This window comes from Giesbergeria giesbergeri, assembly GCF_054779375.1.
The window spans coordinates 115,788-132,523 of record NZ_BAAGYJ010000006.1; the positions used below are offsets into that span (position 1 = coordinate 115,788).

Sequence of the window (16,736 nt, forward strand, 5' to 3'; positions counted from 1 at the left end):
AGTGATCAGGCCTCATCCTGTGGTAACAGGGTGAAATGTGGTATAGCCACAGCCAATTGCCCTCCCCATGCGTGAACATAGGCCAGTTGTTGCCTGACTTCTGTTTGCAAGTTCCAAGGCAAAATCAACACCACATCAGGGCGGTCGGCGCATAGATGCTGTTCATCCACGATGGGAATACGGCTGTCGGGCAAAAACTGCCCTTGTTTGGCGGGGTTACGGTCTACCACATAAGGCAGTAAATCGGATCGTACCCCCGCAAAGTTGAGTAGCGTATTGCCTTTGGCAGCTGCACCATAGGCCACTACCTTACGGCCTTGGGCTTGTGCCTCAAGCAAAAAGGTGAGGAGTTCGCGTTTGATACGCAACGCCTGTGCTTGCAAGCCTTGGTAAAACAGGGCGTTAGACATACCCACAGCAGTTTCACGTTCCAGCAAATCGGACACGGTGGGGGCTATCGGATGCCCTGGGCCATCTGTGCGTTGTGCCAACACCCGCAGGCTGCCGCCATGGGTAGGTAGTTCTTCTACGTCAAATACCGTGAGGCCATTGGCCGCAAAAACGCGCTGCACTGATGTGAGCGACAGATAAGAAAAATGCTCGTGGTAGATGGTGTCAAATTGGTACTGTTGCACCAATTGAAGCAAGTGCGGAAACTCAAAACTGGCCACCCCGCTGGGTTTGAGCAAGGTAGCAAAACCGGTCACAAAATCATTGATATCGGGCACATGGGCCAGCACATTGTTGGCGACCATCAGATCGGCGGTGTGGCCTTGGGCCAGCAGTTTTTGCGCTAGTGCCGTGCCAAAGAACTCTTCTACGATGGGAATACCTCTGGCGCGAGCAACCGAGGCCGTGCTGGTGGTGGGTTCTACTCCCAAGCAGGGAATGCCGTATTGCGCCACGTATTGCAACAAGTAGCCATCGTTGGCTGCAATTTCGACGACTTTGCTCTGCTGGTCTAAACCCCAACGCCGCACCATCGTATCGACATAGGCTTGGGCATGGGCCAACCAAGTGCTGGAGTAAGAACTGAAATAGGCGTAGTTGGCCGAAAACAACTCTTCGGCTTGGGCGAAGTCTTCGGTTTGGGCCAGCCAGCATTGTTCGCACACTAGCACCCGCAGTGGATACCAACGCTCAGGCCCATGCAGGGCCAGCGCATCTAAATACGCATTAGAAGGGGGCGCCGTGCCCAAATCTATCAAGGGCAGAGTGACAGGGGCGGCACAGTGACGGCACTTCATAGGGAAGAATAACCTTATAGAGCAATGCCCTGAAACTCAGGGGGCAGCAGCGCATGGGTTGCATCGCGGGCCGATAGATGGATTATCGGTAGCGGCCAAGCAATCGCCAGCTGCGGCTCACGCACATGCACAGCCCCTTCGCAACCGGGAGTGTAAGGCGCTGAATGCAGGTACAAGAGTTCGGTGTTGTCTGCCAGTGTTTGAAATCCGTGGGCACAGCCGGGCGCAATCAGCAGTGCGGTATTGTTTTCTGCCGACAACTCTTGGGCATACCACTGCAAGAAAGTGGGGGAGCCTGCGCGCAAGTCCACCACCACATCCCAAACCGCACCCTGCAAACAGCTGACCAGTTTGGCCTCGGCAGCCGGTGGGCGTTGGTAGTGCAGGCCGCGCACTGTGCCACGGTGTACCGTGTGGGTGTGGTTGATTTGGGCAATAGGCCCATCCCAGCCTGCCGCCGCCAGATCGTGGGAGCAAAACAGGCGTGTCAGTGCACCGCGTGCATCGGCCAAGGGTTGGCGCTGTATTTTCATCACACCGGGCAATGGTGTGGTAGTGACCATAAAGCGGCTCATGGGTTAGTTTGCGGCATTTTCTGGATGGGTATCCGCCCAGCGTTGGAACATTGCAAAGTAGGCGGCCTCCACGTCACGGGCAAAACCCACCTCGTCCATCAAGGCACTGGCCTGCATTTCTTGGCGCAGACCTGCCCGCAGTGTGGCCAAAGCTGGTACGTTGCTGGCCAGGGCCACTAATTTCTCAAGGTACTCCTCTTTGGAATGGGCAATCCACTCGGGTCTTCCTAAGGCCGTCACAATCGATGCTCCCAATGTACCCATGCTGGGGGTACCCGATAAAGTAATGAAGGGCAACCCCATGTATAAAGACTCGAACAATGTCGTGCCAGAGTTTTGTGGAAAGCAGTCTAAAGTAATGTCTATGCGGCGCAATACATTCCAAGCAGGGGTTTGGTATCCGATGTCCAAACGTTCAGCAGAAATGCCCAGTTTTTCAAATCGCTCTAACCAAGATTGACGCACATCAGGGGCGCGAAAATTACCGCTATTGATGACTAATTTTGCATTTGGAATGCGTTGTAATAATTCTGCCCAAGTGGTAATTAATTCTTGATTTAGCCGTATGGCGCGACTTAAGGTGCCAAAAGTAATATAGCCTTTTTCCAAGGCAGGTAAGGTATTGACTTTGCCAGTGCTGGACAATGGCCTAAATACCAATCCTGTGCGTGGTAAACGCCACGGAGTTTCTGAAAATAAATTTTCAGAGCCAACAGGTACTGTTGCAGTGTCGGTAAGATAATAATCAATTGCCGTGAGGCCTGTGGTGTATCCAGAATCAAGCCAATGCAACGAAACGGGGGCAGGTTTTTGTGCAAATACAGTAAGGCGATTGCCTTTGGTGTGGCCACAAATGTCAACCAGTATGTCAATATTGTCAGCACGAATTCTGGCGACCAATTCGTCATCACTAAGATGCTTGGTTTCGCACCATGCACTAAAATGTTGGCGATATTTTTCTGTCACTGCATCGGTTAATTTATAAAATTCAGCATAGGCAAACAATTCCACTTTTTGTGGATCGTGATGGGCCAGTAAAGGCTCTAAGAAAAATTGGCTTGAATGGTTGCGAAAATTTGAAGCAACATAGCCAACACGCAAGCGCCGATTGCTATTGCGCTGGTTGATATGTGGCTGCCAATACTGGTGCAACGGCTCAGCAAAACGACGGTTAAATTCTTTGTAAGCAGAAAAACGTTCTTGAGCCTCTAATTGCGGAGCACAGTTAATAGTGAAAAGGTAGGTCTCAAAAATATCTATGTTTTTTGGTGCTAAATCGATGGCCTTGCGTAACTCAGTCAATGCACATTCAATACGGCCTTGTTGCTGATAAACAATACCTAAAACATTGTGTGCCTCTGGGTTGTTGGGCTGTAGAACGGTTAGTTCATGAAGGTATTTTTCTGCCTCGGCTAATCGATTCAAGTCGATCAACAGCGATCCATAATTGAATAACAATTTTGGATCATGTTTGTTTATTTTCAGGGCTTGAGTGTAAGCGTGTGTGGCAGCAGTTAAACGTCCTTGTTGCCGCAACATTTGGCCTAAATATACCCAAAGATTGATGGCTTGCGGTGCCCAATGCAGTGCTTGGCGCAAAAGCACTTCTGCTTGTACCAATTCACCGCGCTGCCCTCGTATCAAAGCATAGTTGCTCAGGGCATCTGTATCTTGTGGTTCATTTTGTAGAATCTGTTGTAAATAGGGTTCTACTTCCTTGGATTGACCTAATTGTATTCTGGCTGCAACCAATGCCCGCAAAGCCTTATTGCTGTGCGGAAACTGCTGGGCCATTTTTTCGCCCAAAGCCAACACCTCTGTAAATTTTTTTTGCTCATACAGTAGGCCCAATTGTGCTTGCAGTGGTGCTGGTGGCTCTGAATGGCGGGGGCTTGTTAAAGGCCGGAGATCAACCTCTTCAGCCACCAAACGTTGCACCAGTTGGCCGACCATGTCACCGGCCATACCAGCACGGCGGGCATCTTCTAGGATGTCGCTGGCTAAACTATGCTCTTTAGCCAAAATTAATGCATCAACTAAGCTAAACCAGTATTGTGTGTTGTCTGATTGGGCTTGTAGTGCTGCCTGAAAAAAACCAAGCGCCCCAAGGTAGTCTCCTTTTTCTACCGCAATAGCACCTAAATTGTGGTTGGCATCAGGGTGTTGTGGTTCCAGGCGTAGTACAGCTTCGTACAACTGAGTGGCCTGGTCCCATTCTTGGGCACGGTGGCAGTGCAGCGCCAAATCCATAGTCCGTTGTAGCAGCACTGTCATGGCCTTGGGGGATGTCGTCAAATCAGAAGAACATGGCATAAGAGGAAACACACAACAGAAAAGAAAACAGCGGCCTATAAGGCTTCACACTGCACGCCAAGCGATGGGGTTTATTCCAGAATTTGGGCCAGTGGCTGCTAATGACCTGTGACACACAGGCGCCGCTGACTTGGATGTTTGGCTGTCTTGATAAATTCGAGGCCCAACAAAAAAGCCAGCACACCTGGTGGGCGGCTGGCTGGCATAAGCACAAAGGCTTGTTTTTATTTGAGCAGCGACAGCACGCCCTGTGGAATCTGGTTGGCTTGGGCCACCATCGCGGTGCCGGCCTGTTGCAGAATTTGTACCCGCGACAGGTTGGCCGTTTCTACCGCAAAGTCAGCATCCATGATGCGCGAACGCGAGGCCGACAGATTTTCGGACGTGATGTTCAAGTTGTTGATAGCGGTTTCGAAGCGGGCTTGCATGGCCCCCAACTTGGCGCGTTCGCTGCTGACAAAGGCCAAGGCCGAGTCTACGGTTTTGAGCGCGTTGGTGGCGCTTTCAAACGAAGTGACATCCAGATCGGAGACTTTTTGCAGTTCAGAGGCACCAGCCGACAGAGCACCACTCGTGTCTGCCATGACGGTGAACGACTGGTTGGAGTCTAGTGTAATAAAGCCGCTGCTAGTGACCACTTGGCCAGTGCCGGTGTTGTCAATTTGTGTACCGCTGGCTGCATTGAACGGCAGTGTGGCGGCGCCACCAGTGGTGTACGCTAGACCATCGGCAGCCAGTTTGTAAACATCAATCGTTTCGGCATTGTTAATGCCGGTCACGCTGCCCACCGAAATATCGTTGCCACTCGCGTTGGTCAAAATCAGTTGTTTGCCATCGGAGGAAAGACTGGCGGTGATACCCGTCTTGGCAGTTTGTTCATTGACAGCAGCCACTGCAGGGGCCAAACGGTCGGAGCCCGTGCTGGCTTCGAGGCTGAAGGCAATAGTCAGCGTGTCGGGGGCATTGTCGGACTTCAGCGTCAGCGAGAACGAACCGCTGGCGGGTGGTGTGACACCTGTGGGGTCACCAAACACCAGCGCCACTTGTGTGCGGGCGGTGGCCGTGATGCCTGTTTTGTCTGAAATGCCATTCACTTTGTTGGCAATGCTGGCGGCAGTTTCAGGTGTGGTGATGGTGATGGAGCCACTGGTGGGCGAACCGCTCAGATCCAATTGTCCGTTGGCGATGCCGTTAGGCTGGGGGTCGGCCAGTGCGGCTGGGGCTTGGGCCTGAGTACCGAAACCACTGGTGGCTGCATTTTGGTTGTTGCCATAGGTGGCTGCACGCATATTGGCCGTGTTAGCCACAATGGTTTGGTTGGCATTGGCACCCACTTGGAATTGGGCGGTGCCAAAAGTGCCATCGAGCAACTTTTTGCCGTTGAATTCGGTCGTCAGGGAGATGCGATCCAACTCGGCTACCAGCTGGCTCACTTCTTGTTGCAGGGCTTTGCGGTCGCTGGCACTGTTGGTGGCATTGGCCGACTGCACTGCCAGTTCACGTACCCGTTGCAAAATATCGCCAGAGGCCTTGAGTGCGCCTTCAGCCACTTGGGCCAAAGAGATGCCATCGTTGGCATTGCGTGCAGCTTGGTTGGTGCCACGGATTTGGCTGGTGAAGCGTTCGGAGATGGCTAAGCCAGCAGCATCGTCTTTAGCAGTGTTGATCCGCAGGCCGGACGACAACCGGTTGATCGACGTGTTCAGCGGCGCTTGGCTGGTGCCCAGATTGCGCTGCGCGGTCAGGGAAGCGACGTTGGTGTTGATAGTGGATGCCATCGCATAACTCCTACAGAGGTGTAAACAAATACATCTGCCGGTTCAAGGGAATCTGCCCGGCGGACTTGGGTGGAACGATGGAAGTGATTGTGGAGACCGCTGCGTTAGGCGTTCGCTTGATAAGCGCTAGAAAAAACCGCCAATCCAACAATTTGCCCTTAAGTTTTCTGCGCACTGCCCGAAAATAGGTCTGCTAGGACACTGTGGCGCTAGGCTGCAGCCCGTGAGTTCACCTTCAGCCACTTTGGAAAACAGGTGAAACACAGGTCGAGCGGGTGCATACTGTGGTTTCCTTGTTGGCGGCAACGCCATCTTTGAGTCGTTTCTTTTTTAGGAGCTTTGTCATGGCATCCACCATCAATACCAATGTTGCTTCCCTGACTGCGCAGCGCAACCTGAGCGCCAGCCAGTCCTCCCTGAATACCGCCATTGGCCGTTTGTCTTCTGGTCTGCGGATCAACAGCGCCAAGGATGATGCCGCTGGTTTGGCCATTTCCGAGCGTTTCAGCAGCCAAATCCGTGGTACCAACCAAGCCATCCGCAACGCGGGCGATGGCATCTCTATGGCGCAAACCGCTGAAGGCGCGCTCAAGTCTTCGGGCGACATCTTGCAACGTGTGCGTGAGTTGGCTGTGCAATCGGCCAATGCCAGCAACAGTGCCAGCGACCGCAAAGCCCTGCAAGAAGAAGTGAACCAACTGGTGGGTGAGCTCGATCGCATCTCGCAAACCACCGAATTTAACGGCAAGAAGTTGCTGGATGGTTCGTTTGGTTCGCAACAGTTCCAAGTGGGTGCCAATGCCAACCAAACCATCACGGCCAGTACCTCTAATATGCGTACTGCCAGCTACGGTAACAACCAGATGGTTGCCAGCGGCTTGGGCGCCACCGCTGCCGGTTCCGGTTTGACAGACAACGGCATCGCTGGTGGTAGCGGCGAAATTTATGCGTCTGCTGGCAGTGCCGAGATTGTGATCGGTGCCAACGCTACCGCTAAAGACGTAGCCAACCTGGTCAATGCCCAAAGCGATAAAACCGGTGTGACGGCCACGGCCATGACCAAGGCCGAAATCAGTTTCGATACCTCGGGTAGTTATACCGTGCAGTTGCAGTCGGACAACGCTACTGCTGTGTCGGTCAATTTTGATGTCAATAACATTGGCACGGCTGAAGGTTTGGCAGCAGCAGTCACAGCTATCAACGATGTGGCCTCTAAAACTGGCGTCACTGCAGCAGTCAACAAGGCTGGCACTGCGATTGAGCTGACCAACGCCTCGGGCAACGATATTGGTATGGACTTTGTGGCCGCTGATGCTACAGGTGTCATGTCGGTGGCTAAGATCGATCAAACCGGTACTGCTGAAGCAGCAGTGGCCTTGACTTCGGGTACCGGCGGCCGTGTTGGTGGCGTGGTAACCATGGACTCTAGCAAGGGCTTTAGCGTGCTGGGCGGTGTTGATGCCTTGACCGGCTCGGTGGACACCGATGGCACTACCACCCCCGGTGCCGAAGCCTCTACCAGTGCTTCTACCCTGAACACCGTGGCTGACCTGGACATCACCAGCTTCGACGGTGCCACCAAGGCACTCAAGACTGTTGATTCGGCCATTGCCTTTATCAGCAGCGAACGCGCCAAGCTGGGTGCTGTGCAATCGCGCTTCGAAACAGCCATTGGTAACTTGAGCACTGCCTCTGAAAACATGTCGGCTTCGCAATCGCGCATCTTGGATGCCGACTTTGCGGTAGAAACAGCCAATCTGTCGCGCGCTCAAATCTTGCAACAAGCTGGTACCGCTATGGTGGCCCAGGCCAACCAGCTGCCGCAAGGCGTGCTGTCGCTTTTGCGATAAGCCGCAGGGGCTGGAGGGGGCTTTCTCGATTGCTGCCAATCTAGGCTCCTCTTCTTTCTCCTCTGATATCTACCGAGAAGCTTTACAACCAGCGGCTCGGCAGACAAAAGAAGAGGACGAAGAGGAAAAAAAAGCCAAAGAAAAAAAGCAGTCAGAGGAAGAAAAAACCCGCTCCGAGAAGGCAAAGGAACAACAAGCGCCACCCCAGCCTGCCGATGCCCTCTCTCCCCACGCCAAAACCCGCAATATTGCGGGTTTTTCGTTGGGATCGGAATCCCCTCCAGAGGCAGGCACCATCGACGCCAGCCAAGTGCAGCAGACAGCCCAGCTGTCGCGCACGCAAATGGTGCGAGGTTCTGGCGCGGCCTTGGTAGCCCAAGGGCGTCGTCTGTCTCCTCAAGTATTGGTTTTGTTGTATTGATCGATGCCTTTGCAAGCATGTTTTTCAGCGGTGGCCGTGATGCCACCGCTTTTTTACGGCACTTTGGGCCGCTAGCGGAGTCAATAGCTTGCGAATTGGCGGGTTTAGGCGTACGTTTACCACGGTTCACGGCGCTGGCGCAGCGCCATAATTTCCCTTGAAATTTTCAGGAGTTTGATATGGCATCCATTTCATCAATCGGTGTAGGCAGCGGACTGGACGTCAAGTCCATCGTTTCACAGTTGGTGGAACTGGAAAAGAAGCCGTTGCAAAAGTTGGAGATTCAGGCTGCTACGGTCAATGCCAAGATTTCGGCGTTTGGCGAAGTGAAGTCGCTGGTGTCTACCCTGTCGGATGCAGCCAGCAAGCTCACCAGCGTGACGGGCTGGAATGGTGTCACCACCAGCTCATCAGATAGCACCTACGTCAGCGCCACCGCAGTGGGTGGAACTTTGCCGACTGCCTTCAATGTAGATGTGATTGGTTTGGCCAAGGCCCAGTCCACTGCCTCCAATGCCATCAGTGGCATTGTGGGGACAGGTACCTTAAAAATTGAGCTAGGAAAGTGGGATACCGTAGGCACGGGCACTTTCACACCCAAAACTCCGGCATCTTCAGTAGATATTGCCGTCTCGGCTACCGACACTGTGGCGGACATCGCCAGCAAGATTAATGGTGCCAATGCCGGTGTGACGGCTACTATCTTGACAGATGCAAGTGGTCAACGTTTGCTGCTACGTGGCAAAAATACTGGCGAAGAAGCTGGTTTTAACCTCACCACCTCGGCAGTCAGTGGTTTGGAACGCTTGGCGACCACGGCCATCGACACTACCCTAGGTGCATCAGAGACGGCTTCTAATGCTACGGCCAAAGTCAATGGCCTCACAGTCACTTCCAGCAGCAATACTTTTGCCAATACCGTGGCTGGCGTGACCTTCAAGGCTGAAAAAGTCACGGATGTGGGCAAGCCCATTCAGATCAGTGTGGCTAAAGACAACAGCGCGGTGCAGGCCAACATCACAGCATTTGTGGAGGCTTACAACGCCGTCAACTCTTACCTGTCAGAAGCCACCAAGTACGACGCGGGCACCAAGCAGGCTGGTTTGTTCCAAGGCGACTCCACCGCAGTGGGCTTGCAAAACTCGTTGCGTGCGGCCATGCAGTCGGTCGCCAAAGGCTCTAACGTTTACAAAACCCTGAGCGATATTGGCGTGGGCGTGATTCGTGGGGGCAACCTAGAAGTGAATTCAACCAAGTTGTCCAAAGCTCTGGAAAACGTGGATGAAGTGAAAAAAATGTTCCGAGGCTCAGATGCGGTCGCTAGTGGGCTTGCTGCCAGCGTCAAGTCTTTGGCTACAGACATGCTAAGTACGGATGGTTTTTTCAAAACCAAAGACGCCTCACTGAAACTGTCGCTCAAACGCAATACCGCAGACCAAACCCAAGTCAAAGAGAAGGCGAGCACCTTAGAGACTCGCCTCAATGCGCGTTACAGCGCCTTGGACTCGAAGATGGCTACGCTCAATGCCCTGAATTCTTACGTTAGCCAGCAAGTCACCACTTGGAACAAAGCGAACTCTTCTTAGGAGGCTGCGGTTTTAGTTTTTGGCTGAATAGCCGATATTCCCCATTATTCTCCTGTAAGGATTGACAGCATGTTTAGCCCCAACCGCAACCGTGCCGCCTCTGCCTACCAACGCATCAATGTAGAAACCAGTATGCACACGATGGATCAGCACCAGCTGGTTCATTTGCTGTACCAAGGCGTACTGGATGCCGTAACGGCAGCACGGGGTGCTTTGGCGCGCAACGATGTGGCACTCAAGTGCAACAGTATTGCCAAAGCGGTTCGCATCATTGAAGAGGGGCTGGCCACGGCTCTAGACCGTGAAAACGGTGGTGAGATTGCCCAGAATCTGGGGGATTTGTACGACTATTGTTTAGCTCGCCTGGTTCAGGCCAATTTGCACAATGATGATGCCATCCTTGAAGAGGTGGCTCGCATTATTGGGCCGATTGCCCAGGGCTGGAGTGAAATGAAAAACCCCGGTGCGGCTACCCCCGCGCCGGACAGCAGCCAGGCAGGACATGCTGTGACAACAGAGGGTTGAGCCATGCCAGAAATGTTGATCGATTACTACAAGGCCATTGAGGCCAGCAGCGTCAAGATGCTGGAAGCTGCCAAGCACAAAGACTGGGATGGCGTTGTGCGTTATGAAACGGCTTGTGCCGTTTTGATTGAGCAGTTGCGCGCCAAAGCCAACGAGATGGAATTACTGCCAGAACATCGGCGCGAAAAAGTGCGCATCATGCAGCGCATTTTGCGTAATGATGCACAGATTCGTTGTCTGGCAGAGCCTTGGTTGGCACAGTTTGAACACATGTTTGAAGGGCAACCTCAACTGATCCATTGAGTCTTGCTGCTTGCGGCCAGCCTGTGTGCTGGTCGCAGGTGTAGGGCAGTGGTTCAGTGGGTTGCTGCATCGCATACTTTATCCCTGACGGTACGGCTTGACGTGTATTTGTCAGCCGATGGGTCAGCAAAAAGCCCGCTCTGTTAAGTCAGAGCGGGCTTTTTGCTGTGGTGCAAACCGGGGTGGGACTTTGTGTGGTGTCAATTCAATCGATACAGCACCTCCTCAGAAGATGCTGTGGGCCGGTGGAGCGCAACACCACTCACACCTGCATGTTCATGATGTCGGTATAGGCTTGCACCATCCGGTTGCGCACGTGCAGAGAGGCTTGGAATGCAATTTGTGCTTTTTGCATTGCCACCATGGTCTCTTCTAGACTCACGTTGGGGTTTTCCAATTGCACTTCGCGTTGCAAGTTGGTCGAGTGGTTCTGTGCGGAACTGACCGATTGCAAAGCATTTTTGAAGGCGGTGTAGAACCCCTCGTCCTCAACGTTATCCCGCTGTGCCGTCGCAGCGGCACGGCGCAACGGCCCAGCACTGGAAGAGGGGGAGGAAGGTGAGACGGTACGGATGTCCATGATGGTCTTGCTCTGAAAGGTGGCGATGGCAGTAATCGTAGGCGCAAGACCTGTAACCATCGGTGCGAATAGAGTGCCAAAGGGGCGGCTTATCTGCCGAGTGGTCAGGGGATGAATTCCCATAATCGGATGCACGCAAAGTCCGTGTATCCGGGCGCTGTTCTACTGGAATAAAAAAATGTCTGCCATTGCTGAACTACCTGCCAATGCCAATCCGTCTGCCAGGCCCGTCTGGCTGCAGCGTCTGTCTGCCCTCGATAGCGGGCAGCGATTGCGTCTTGGGGCCGGTGTGGCCCTGCTGGTGGCGGCGGTGGTGGTGGCCCTGCTGCTCAATCGCCAGCCTGACTACAAAGTGCTGTTCTCCAACCTGAGCGACAAAGACGGCGGTGCTATCGTGGCGCAGTTGTCGCAAATGAATGTGCCTTATAAGTACACGGAAGGCGGGGGCGCGATTCTGGTGCCTACCGATCGGGTACACGATGTTCGTTTGCGTCTGGCTTCGCAGGGGCTGCCCAAAGGCTCGGTATCGGGTTTTGAGCTGACGGAGTCCAATCGTTTTGGCACAACACAGTTCCAAGAGCGTTTGAATTTTCAGCGGGGCTTGGAAGGGGAGCTGACGCGCTCTATCCAGGCACTCTCTTCGGTGCAAACGGCGCGTGTGCATTTGGCGCTGCCCAACCAAAACGGTTTTTTCCGCGAGCAGCAAAAGCCTTCAGCATCGGTGCTGGTGAGCTTGTACCCTGGCCGTATTTTGGACAAGGCGCAGTTGGCAGGGATTGTTCACCTGGTGGCTTCCAGTGTGCCAGAGTTGGCACCATCGGCTGTGAGCGTACTGGACGATACGGGCAAGTTGTTGTCTAAGTCCCCAGATGGGGCCGATGACAAAGGCTTTGATGCCCAACAACTGATGTATGTGCAGCAGTTGGAGCAGATGTATACCAAGCGTGTCATGGATATTTTGGAACCAGTGGTCGGGCGCAACAACATCAAGGCGCAAGTGACAGCAGAAGTGGATTTCAGCCGTACCGAATCCACTTCAGAGCAACATCGCCCCAACCAAAATACCGAAGCCGGTGCGATTCGCAGCCAGCAGGTGTTGGAGAGCACCACCAACCAAGCCGATCCAGCACCGCCCACGGGTATTCCTGGCTCGGCTACCAACCAGCCCCAGCCACCCCAGCCTGCTGCGGCTCCCATCAATGGCCCCAATCCGGCACCCACGGCGGCGGGAGCTTCCAAAGCCATTAATAACAGCAAGCGCGAGTCGATCACCAATTATGAAGTCGACAAAACCATCCGTGTGACCCGTGGCAACAGTGGTCAGGTTAAACGCCTGACGGCCGCTGTGGTGGTCAACTACCACAATGCGGTAGATGAAAAAGGCAACCCCATCACCAAGGGGATGACACCTGAACAGTTGGCCCAGATGACCGCCTTGGTGCGCGAGTCTATTGGCTTCAATGCGGAACGGGGCGATTCCGTCAACCTGATGAATACGCCTTTCCAAGGTGACACCACCAAGACCGAAGCCGTTCCGCTGTGGAAGCAGCCAGAAACATTGGAATTGGCCCGCAGTTTTGCGTGGCCCGTGGGTATTGCCCTGTTTGCCGGTCTGGTTTTGTTGGGCTTGGTGCGTCCCGCCATCAAGGCTTTGGCACCACCCTCGCCTGCAGAGGCTGCGCAGTTGGATGCGCTCGAGGCCGACGTGCTGGATCGCCCTGCCTTGGCTGCCCCCAAACCGGGTGAGCCCGCACCTGAGCAGTTGCGTTTAGAAGAAGCCCGTGCGTTGGCCCGACAGAATCCGATTGCTGTTGCTAACATTGTGAAAGCCTGGGTCAATGGCGAGTGATGCCAGACCCGCTTCAATAAGGATGGATTTGCACCATGGATGACCAAGGGCTTAATGACGCCGCTGTATTTCTGATGTCTCTCGGCGAAGAAGAGGCGGCAGAGGTATTCAAGCATTTCTCACCCAAGGAAGTGCAAAAGCTCGGTGAGGCAATTGCACGTATGCGTTCAGTCTCACACGATAAGGTCAATGAGGTCGTGCTGAAGTTCACCAACGCGGCGGCGGCCCAGAGTTTGCTGGTCTCTGATACCAGCGACTATGTGCGCTCGGTGTTGCGCCGTGCGCTGGGCGACGACAAGGCATCTTTGCTGATTGATCGCATTTTGCAAGGTGGTGACGTCTCGGGCATTGAAAGCCTGAAGTGGATGGACCCCTTGTCAGTGGCCGAACTGTTGCGCAACGAGCACCCACAGATCATTGCTGCCATTTTGGTGCATCTGGACTACGAACAGGCAGCGGCGGTGCTCAAGCAATTTACCGACCGCCAGCGCAGCGAGGTGATGCTGCGTGTGGCCACCCTCGAAGGTATCCAGCCAGTAGCACTCAAAGATTTGAACGAGGTGTTGTTCAAGGTGCTGGCCGGTGGCGACAAAATTCGTAAGACCTCGCTCGGTGGTGTTAAAACAGCGGCAGAAATTATCAACCTGTTGGGTTCTAACATTGAAGCGTCGGTGCTCGAATCCATTGGCAGCCACGACCCAGAGCTGGCACAGAAGATCATGGGCAAGATGTTCGTGTTCGAGCACATGGTCAAACTCGACGACCGCTCCATCCAGGTGGTGCTGCGCGAAGTGGCTTCCGAGACCTTGATTGTGGCTTTGAAGGGCGCTTCTGGCGAGTTGATGAACAAGTTTCTCAACAATATGTCCAAACGCGCCTCAGCTGCCCTCAAGGAAGATTTGGAGGCCCGTGGGCCTATGCGTCTGTCCGAGGTGGAGGAGCAGCAAAAGGAAATCATCAAGATTGTGCGCCGTCTGGCCGATGAGGGTCAGGTTGTGATTGGCGGTGGTGCTGATGACAGCTTCGTCTAAACCACGCAACGTCTATGCGCGCTTCATTCCTCGTGAAGAAGTGGCGCATGTGGTGCCGGTGCAGTTTTCTGCAGTCGATCAGGGTGGCTTTGCTGCCTTGACCTTTGGCCCCGCACAGTCGGCGGTAGAGCAAAAAGCCAAGGAAGAGGTACAGCGCCAGCAAGAACGCGAGCGTGAGCAGCAGATCTTGCAAGAGCAGCAGCAACAGTTGGAGCAGGCACGTCAAGATGCCTATGATTTGGGCTTGGAGCAGGGGTTGGCCCAAGGGCTGGAGCAAGGCCAGCAGCAAGGACGTACCGAGGCCACCCAAGAATGGCAGCAGCGCATGGACGCTTATGTTCAAGGGCAGGCCAAAGAGGCTGCAGCCCGGCTTGATGCTGTGGTGCGTGAGCTGGGGGCCGATCTCCAGGCCATGCAAGCGTATTTGGGTCAACATGTGCTGGAGTTGGCTTGTGACATTGCCCGCCAAGTGGTGCGCCAAGAGTTGCATATCAACCCCAAAGCCCTGGAGCCGGTGGTGCGCGAAGCCTTGGATATGCTGGTCACGGATGGTCGTCCGTCCACAGTGCGCCTCAACCCCGAAGACCATGCGGTGGTGGCGCAGGCGTTGCGTACAGAATTTGCCGATGGTGCTGTGCAGTGGGTTGCCGATGCCACAGTGGCCCCTGGGGGCTGCATGGTGGAGTTGGCGGGCACCGTGATCGACGGCCATTTGGAAAAGCGTTGGCAACGGGCCATTGCACCTTTAGGGCTCGATTTGCCTTGGCAGCCAGAGGTTGCGGCCCAAGGGGGGAGCGCCAGCCATGCCGACTGACAATCGCACCGCTGCTTGGGCGCAGTTCATGGACGGAGCCAAGGCGCGTGTTTCCAGTGGCGTGACGTTAGAGACGCGCGGCACTTTGACCCGCCTGACGGGTTTGGTGCTAGAGGCCACTGGAATCCGTGTGCCGGTGGGGTCGCAGTGTTTTTTGCACATGCCTGGCAAAGAGCCGGTATTGGCCGAGGTGGTTGGGTTTGAGGGCGAGCGTGCTTTTCTGATGCCAGCCGGTGACATCCACGGCATGTCCAGTGGTGCCAGTGTTGTGCCAGCGCCCCCGTATGTGCCTACTCCCCGTTGGGGCGAAGAAGTGCGTCCCGTCAGTGCGGTGGGCATGTTGCGTTTGCCAATGGGTGATGGACTGCTGGGCCGGGTGGTGGATTCTCAGGGCTTGCCGTTGGATCATGGTGGCCCACTCCAAAATGTGAGCGCAGAACCCATGAACCGGCAGCAGATCAATGCGATGGATCGCGATCCGGTGCGTACGCCACTCGATACGGGTGTGCGGGCTATCAATGCCCTGCTCACCGTGGGCCGTGGTCAGCGGTTGGGGCTGTTTGCAGGCTCGGGCGTGGGCAAGAGCGTATTGTTGGGCATGATGGCCCGCTATACCCGTGCGGATGTGATCGTGGTGGGGTTAATTGGTGAGCGGGGCCGCGAAGTCAAGGAGTTTGTTGAAGACATCTTGGGCGCTCAAGACCGGGGGCGCGCAGTGGTCGTGGCAGCACCTGCCGATGCACCTCCCCTCTTGCGTATGCAGGGGGCCGCTTATGCCACCGCAGTGGCCGAGCATTTTCGGGACAAGGGCAAGCATGTGTTGCTGCTCATGGATTCACTGACCCGCTATGCCATGGCACAGCGCGAAATTGCCCTAGCGATTGGCGAGCCACCGGCCACCAAAGGTTATCCACCATCGTGCTTTGCTAAATTGCCTGCTTTGGTCGAGCGCAGTGGCAATGGTTTGCATGGCGTAGGTTCTATCACCGCTTTTTATACCGTGCTCTCTGAAGGGGATGACCAGCAAGACCCAATTGCCGATTCTGCCCGTGCTATTTTGGATGGACACTTTGTTTTGTCGCGCTCATTGGCAGAGATGGGGCATTTTCCGGCCATTGATATTGAACAATCGGCATCCCGTGTCATGAACAATGTGGTCAGTCGTGAGCACTTTGAGCTGGCCCGCAAGTTTCGGGCAACCTATTCGCGTTACCAAAAAAGCCGTGATTTGATTCAGGTGGGGGCTTACATGAGTGGTTCCGATCCACTGCTGGACGATGCTATCCGGCGTCATCCAGTGATGGTGGCCTTTCTGCAACAAGGGATGCACGAGGCGTCTTCGCTCGAAGACAGTTGTGCAGCGATGGCCCACATCCTGAAGTGAACGGAGGGCGGACGCCATGTCTTCTGCACTGCGGGGTTTGATGGTGGCGGTAGAGGCCGCTGGCCGCCAGCGCGATGATGCCCGGCGGCTGCTGCAAAATGCCCGCAATGCCCAAATGGCCGCGCAAGGACAGATGGACCAGCTACAAGCCTACGCCAATGAAACCGAAGGTCGTTGGGGTATGCGGGCCAATGTCTCCATGGCCCCTGAGGTCATGTACCACCATTACCAGTTCATGGATCGCCTCGGCCATGCCATCGGTTTACAAACCACTGTGGTGCAAGACCATGAGCGCCGGGTAGCCCAAGCCCAGCAAGTGTTGTTACAGGCCGAACTGCGTTTGAGCAGTCTGCAAAAGCTGACGGACAAGCGCCGCCAAGAAATCGAGCAGGCCCAAGCCCGGCGCGAGCAGAAACAAACCGATGAACGTGCTGCCTTGCAGTACATCCAGCAACGCAAGGCCCATTGAGGGTTAGGAGC

At 54.7% G+C, this 16,736-nt stretch carries 15 protein-coding genes; 10 read left to right on the forward strand and 5 right to left on the reverse strand.

Annotation, left to right across the window (positions count from 1 at the left end):
- Positions 1-5 precede the first annotated feature (5 nt).
- The 4 genes from ACYVB2_RS11385 to ACYVB2_RS11400 form a co-directional block, all read right to left on the reverse strand.
- Positions 6-1,247, reverse strand: a complete 1,242-nt coding sequence (locus tag ACYVB2_RS11385; protein ID WP_382433011.1) for a methyltransferase domain-containing protein — start codon at positions 1,245-1,247, stop codon at positions 6-8.
- Positions 1,248-1,261: 14 nt separating this feature from the next.
- Entirely contained in the window at positions 1,262-1,822 is a 561-nt protein-coding gene (locus ACYVB2_RS11390) for a dTDP-4-dehydrorhamnose 3,5-epimerase family protein (RefSeq protein WP_382433013.1), read from the reverse strand.
- A 3-nt stretch (positions 1,823-1,825) separates the two neighbouring features.
- Positions 1,826-4,096 carry a tetratricopeptide repeat protein gene (locus ACYVB2_RS11395; RefSeq protein ID WP_382433015.1) on the reverse strand — a complete coding sequence of 757 codons (2,271 nt, stop codon included), beginning with the start codon at positions 4,094-4,096 and terminating at the stop codon, positions 1,826-1,828.
- A 263-nt stretch (positions 4,097-4,359) separates the two neighbouring features.
- A complete protein-coding gene (locus ACYVB2_RS11400) occupies positions 4,360-5,913 on the reverse strand; it encodes a flagellin N-terminal helical domain-containing protein (protein ID WP_460536608.1) in 1,554 nt (517 codons plus the stop codon).
- Between the two features lie 344 nt (positions 5,914-6,257).
- Here ACYVB2_RS11400 and ACYVB2_RS11405 point away from each other — a divergent pair, with 344 nt between their 5' ends.
- From ACYVB2_RS11405 to ACYVB2_RS11425, 5 genes are all read left to right on the forward strand, one after another.
- Entirely contained in the window at positions 6,258-7,763 is a 1,506-nt protein-coding gene (locus ACYVB2_RS11405; RefSeq protein ID WP_460536611.1) for a flagellin N-terminal helical domain-containing protein, read from the forward strand.
- Positions 7,764-8,025: 262 nt separating this feature from the next.
- Positions 8,026-8,184: a hypothetical protein gene (locus tag ACYVB2_RS11410; protein WP_382433021.1), complete on the forward strand. Its 159-nt coding sequence runs from the start codon at positions 8,026-8,028 to the stop codon at positions 8,182-8,184.
- A gap of 179 nt (positions 8,185-8,363) precedes the next feature.
- A complete protein-coding gene (gene fliD / locus ACYVB2_RS11415) occupies positions 8,364-9,770 on the forward strand; it encodes a flagellar filament capping protein FliD (RefSeq protein WP_382433023.1) in 1,407 nt (468 codons plus the stop codon).
- Positions 9,771-9,839: 69 nt separating this feature from the next.
- A complete protein-coding gene (gene fliS, locus ACYVB2_RS11420; protein WP_382433025.1) occupies positions 9,840-10,295 on the forward strand; it encodes a flagellar export chaperone FliS in 456 nt (151 codons plus the stop codon).
- Positions 10,296-10,298: 3 nt separating this feature from the next.
- Entirely contained in the window at positions 10,299-10,598 is a 300-nt protein-coding gene (locus ACYVB2_RS11425) for a flagellar protein FliT (protein WP_382433027.1), read from the forward strand.
- Between the two features lie 262 nt (positions 10,599-10,860).
- Here ACYVB2_RS11425 and fliE read toward each other — a convergent pair whose 3' ends face one another.
- The gene (fliE, locus tag ACYVB2_RS11430) at positions 10,861-11,178 is read right to left on the reverse strand and encodes a flagellar hook-basal body complex protein FliE (protein ID WP_382433077.1); all 318 of its coding nucleotides are present in this window, start codon (positions 11,176-11,178) and stop codon (positions 10,861-10,863) included.
- A gap of 178 nt (positions 11,179-11,356) precedes the next feature.
- Between fliE and fliF the strand changes: the two genes are divergently transcribed.
- From fliF to fliJ, 5 genes are read left to right on the forward strand one after another with little or no spacing between them, the layout of a single operon-like run.
- Entirely contained in the window at positions 11,357-13,027 is a 1,671-nt protein-coding gene (fliF, locus tag ACYVB2_RS11435) for a flagellar basal-body MS-ring/collar protein FliF (RefSeq protein WP_382433029.1), read from the forward strand.
- Between the two features lie 35 nt (positions 13,028-13,062).
- Positions 13,063-14,058, forward strand: coding sequence for a flagellar motor switch protein FliG (gene fliG / locus ACYVB2_RS11440; RefSeq protein ID WP_460536618.1), 996 nt, complete (start codon positions 13,063-13,065; stop codon positions 14,056-14,058).
- Positions 14,042-14,872 (forward strand): FliH/SctL family protein, encoded by an 831-nt coding sequence (locus ACYVB2_RS11445; protein ID WP_382433033.1) that lies wholly within the window; start codon positions 14,042-14,044, stop codon positions 14,870-14,872. The genes fliG and ACYVB2_RS11445 overlap by 17 nt, the downstream gene beginning before the upstream one ends.
- Complete coding sequence (gene fliI / locus ACYVB2_RS11450; RefSeq protein WP_382433035.1) at positions 14,862-16,256, forward strand: flagellar protein export ATPase FliI; 1,395 nt, start codon at positions 14,862-14,864, stop codon at positions 16,254-16,256. Before ACYVB2_RS11445 ends, fliI begins: the two co-directional genes overlap by 11 nt.
- A 16-nt stretch (positions 16,257-16,272) precedes the next feature.
- Positions 16,273-16,725, forward strand: a complete 453-nt coding sequence (gene fliJ / locus ACYVB2_RS11455; RefSeq protein WP_382433037.1) for a flagellar export protein FliJ — start codon at positions 16,273-16,275, stop codon at positions 16,723-16,725.
- Positions 16,726-16,736 lie beyond the last annotated feature (11 nt).

Coding starts and splice junctions, on each gene's coding strand:
- ACYVB2_RS11385 (WP_382433011.1), bottom strand. CDS start 1,247: ATGAAGTGCCGTCACTGTGCCGCCCCTGTCACTCTGCCCTTGATAGAT.
- ACYVB2_RS11390 (WP_382433013.1), bottom strand. CDS start 1,822: ATGAGCCGCTTTATGGTCACTACCACACCATTGCCCGGTGTGATGAAA.
- ACYVB2_RS11395 (WP_382433015.1), bottom strand. CDS start 4,096: ATGACAGTGCTGCTACAACGGACTATGGATTTGGCGCTGCACTGCCAC.
- ACYVB2_RS11400 (WP_460536608.1), bottom strand. CDS start 5,913: ATGGCATCCACTATCAACACCAACGTCGCTTCCCTGACCGCGCAGCGC.
- ACYVB2_RS11405 (WP_460536611.1), top strand. CDS start 6,258: ATGGCATCCACCATCAATACCAATGTTGCTTCCCTGACTGCGCAGCGC.
- fliD (WP_382433023.1), top strand. CDS start 8,364: ATGGCATCCATTTCATCAATCGGTGTAGGCAGCGGACTGGACGTCAAG.
- fliS (WP_382433025.1), top strand. CDS start 9,840: ATGTTTAGCCCCAACCGCAACCGTGCCGCCTCTGCCTACCAACGCATC.
- ACYVB2_RS11425 (WP_382433027.1), top strand. CDS start 10,299: ATGCCAGAAATGTTGATCGATTACTACAAGGCCATTGAGGCCAGCAGC.
- fliE (WP_382433077.1), bottom strand. CDS start 11,178: ATGGACATCCGTACCGTCTCACCTTCCTCCCCCTCTTCCAGTGCTGGG.
- fliF (WP_382433029.1), top strand. CDS start 11,357: ATGTCTGCCATTGCTGAACTACCTGCCAATGCCAATCCGTCTGCCAGG.
- fliG (WP_460536618.1), top strand. CDS start 13,063: ATGGATGACCAAGGGCTTAATGACGCCGCTGTATTTCTGATGTCTCTC.
- ACYVB2_RS11445 (WP_382433033.1), top strand. CDS start 14,042: ATGACAGCTTCGTCTAAACCACGCAACGTCTATGCGCGCTTCATTCCT.
- fliI (WP_382433035.1), top strand. CDS start 14,862: ATGCCGACTGACAATCGCACCGCTGCTTGGGCGCAGTTCATGGACGGA.
- fliJ (WP_382433037.1), top strand. CDS start 16,273: ATGTCTTCTGCACTGCGGGGTTTGATGGTGGCGGTAGAGGCCGCTGGC.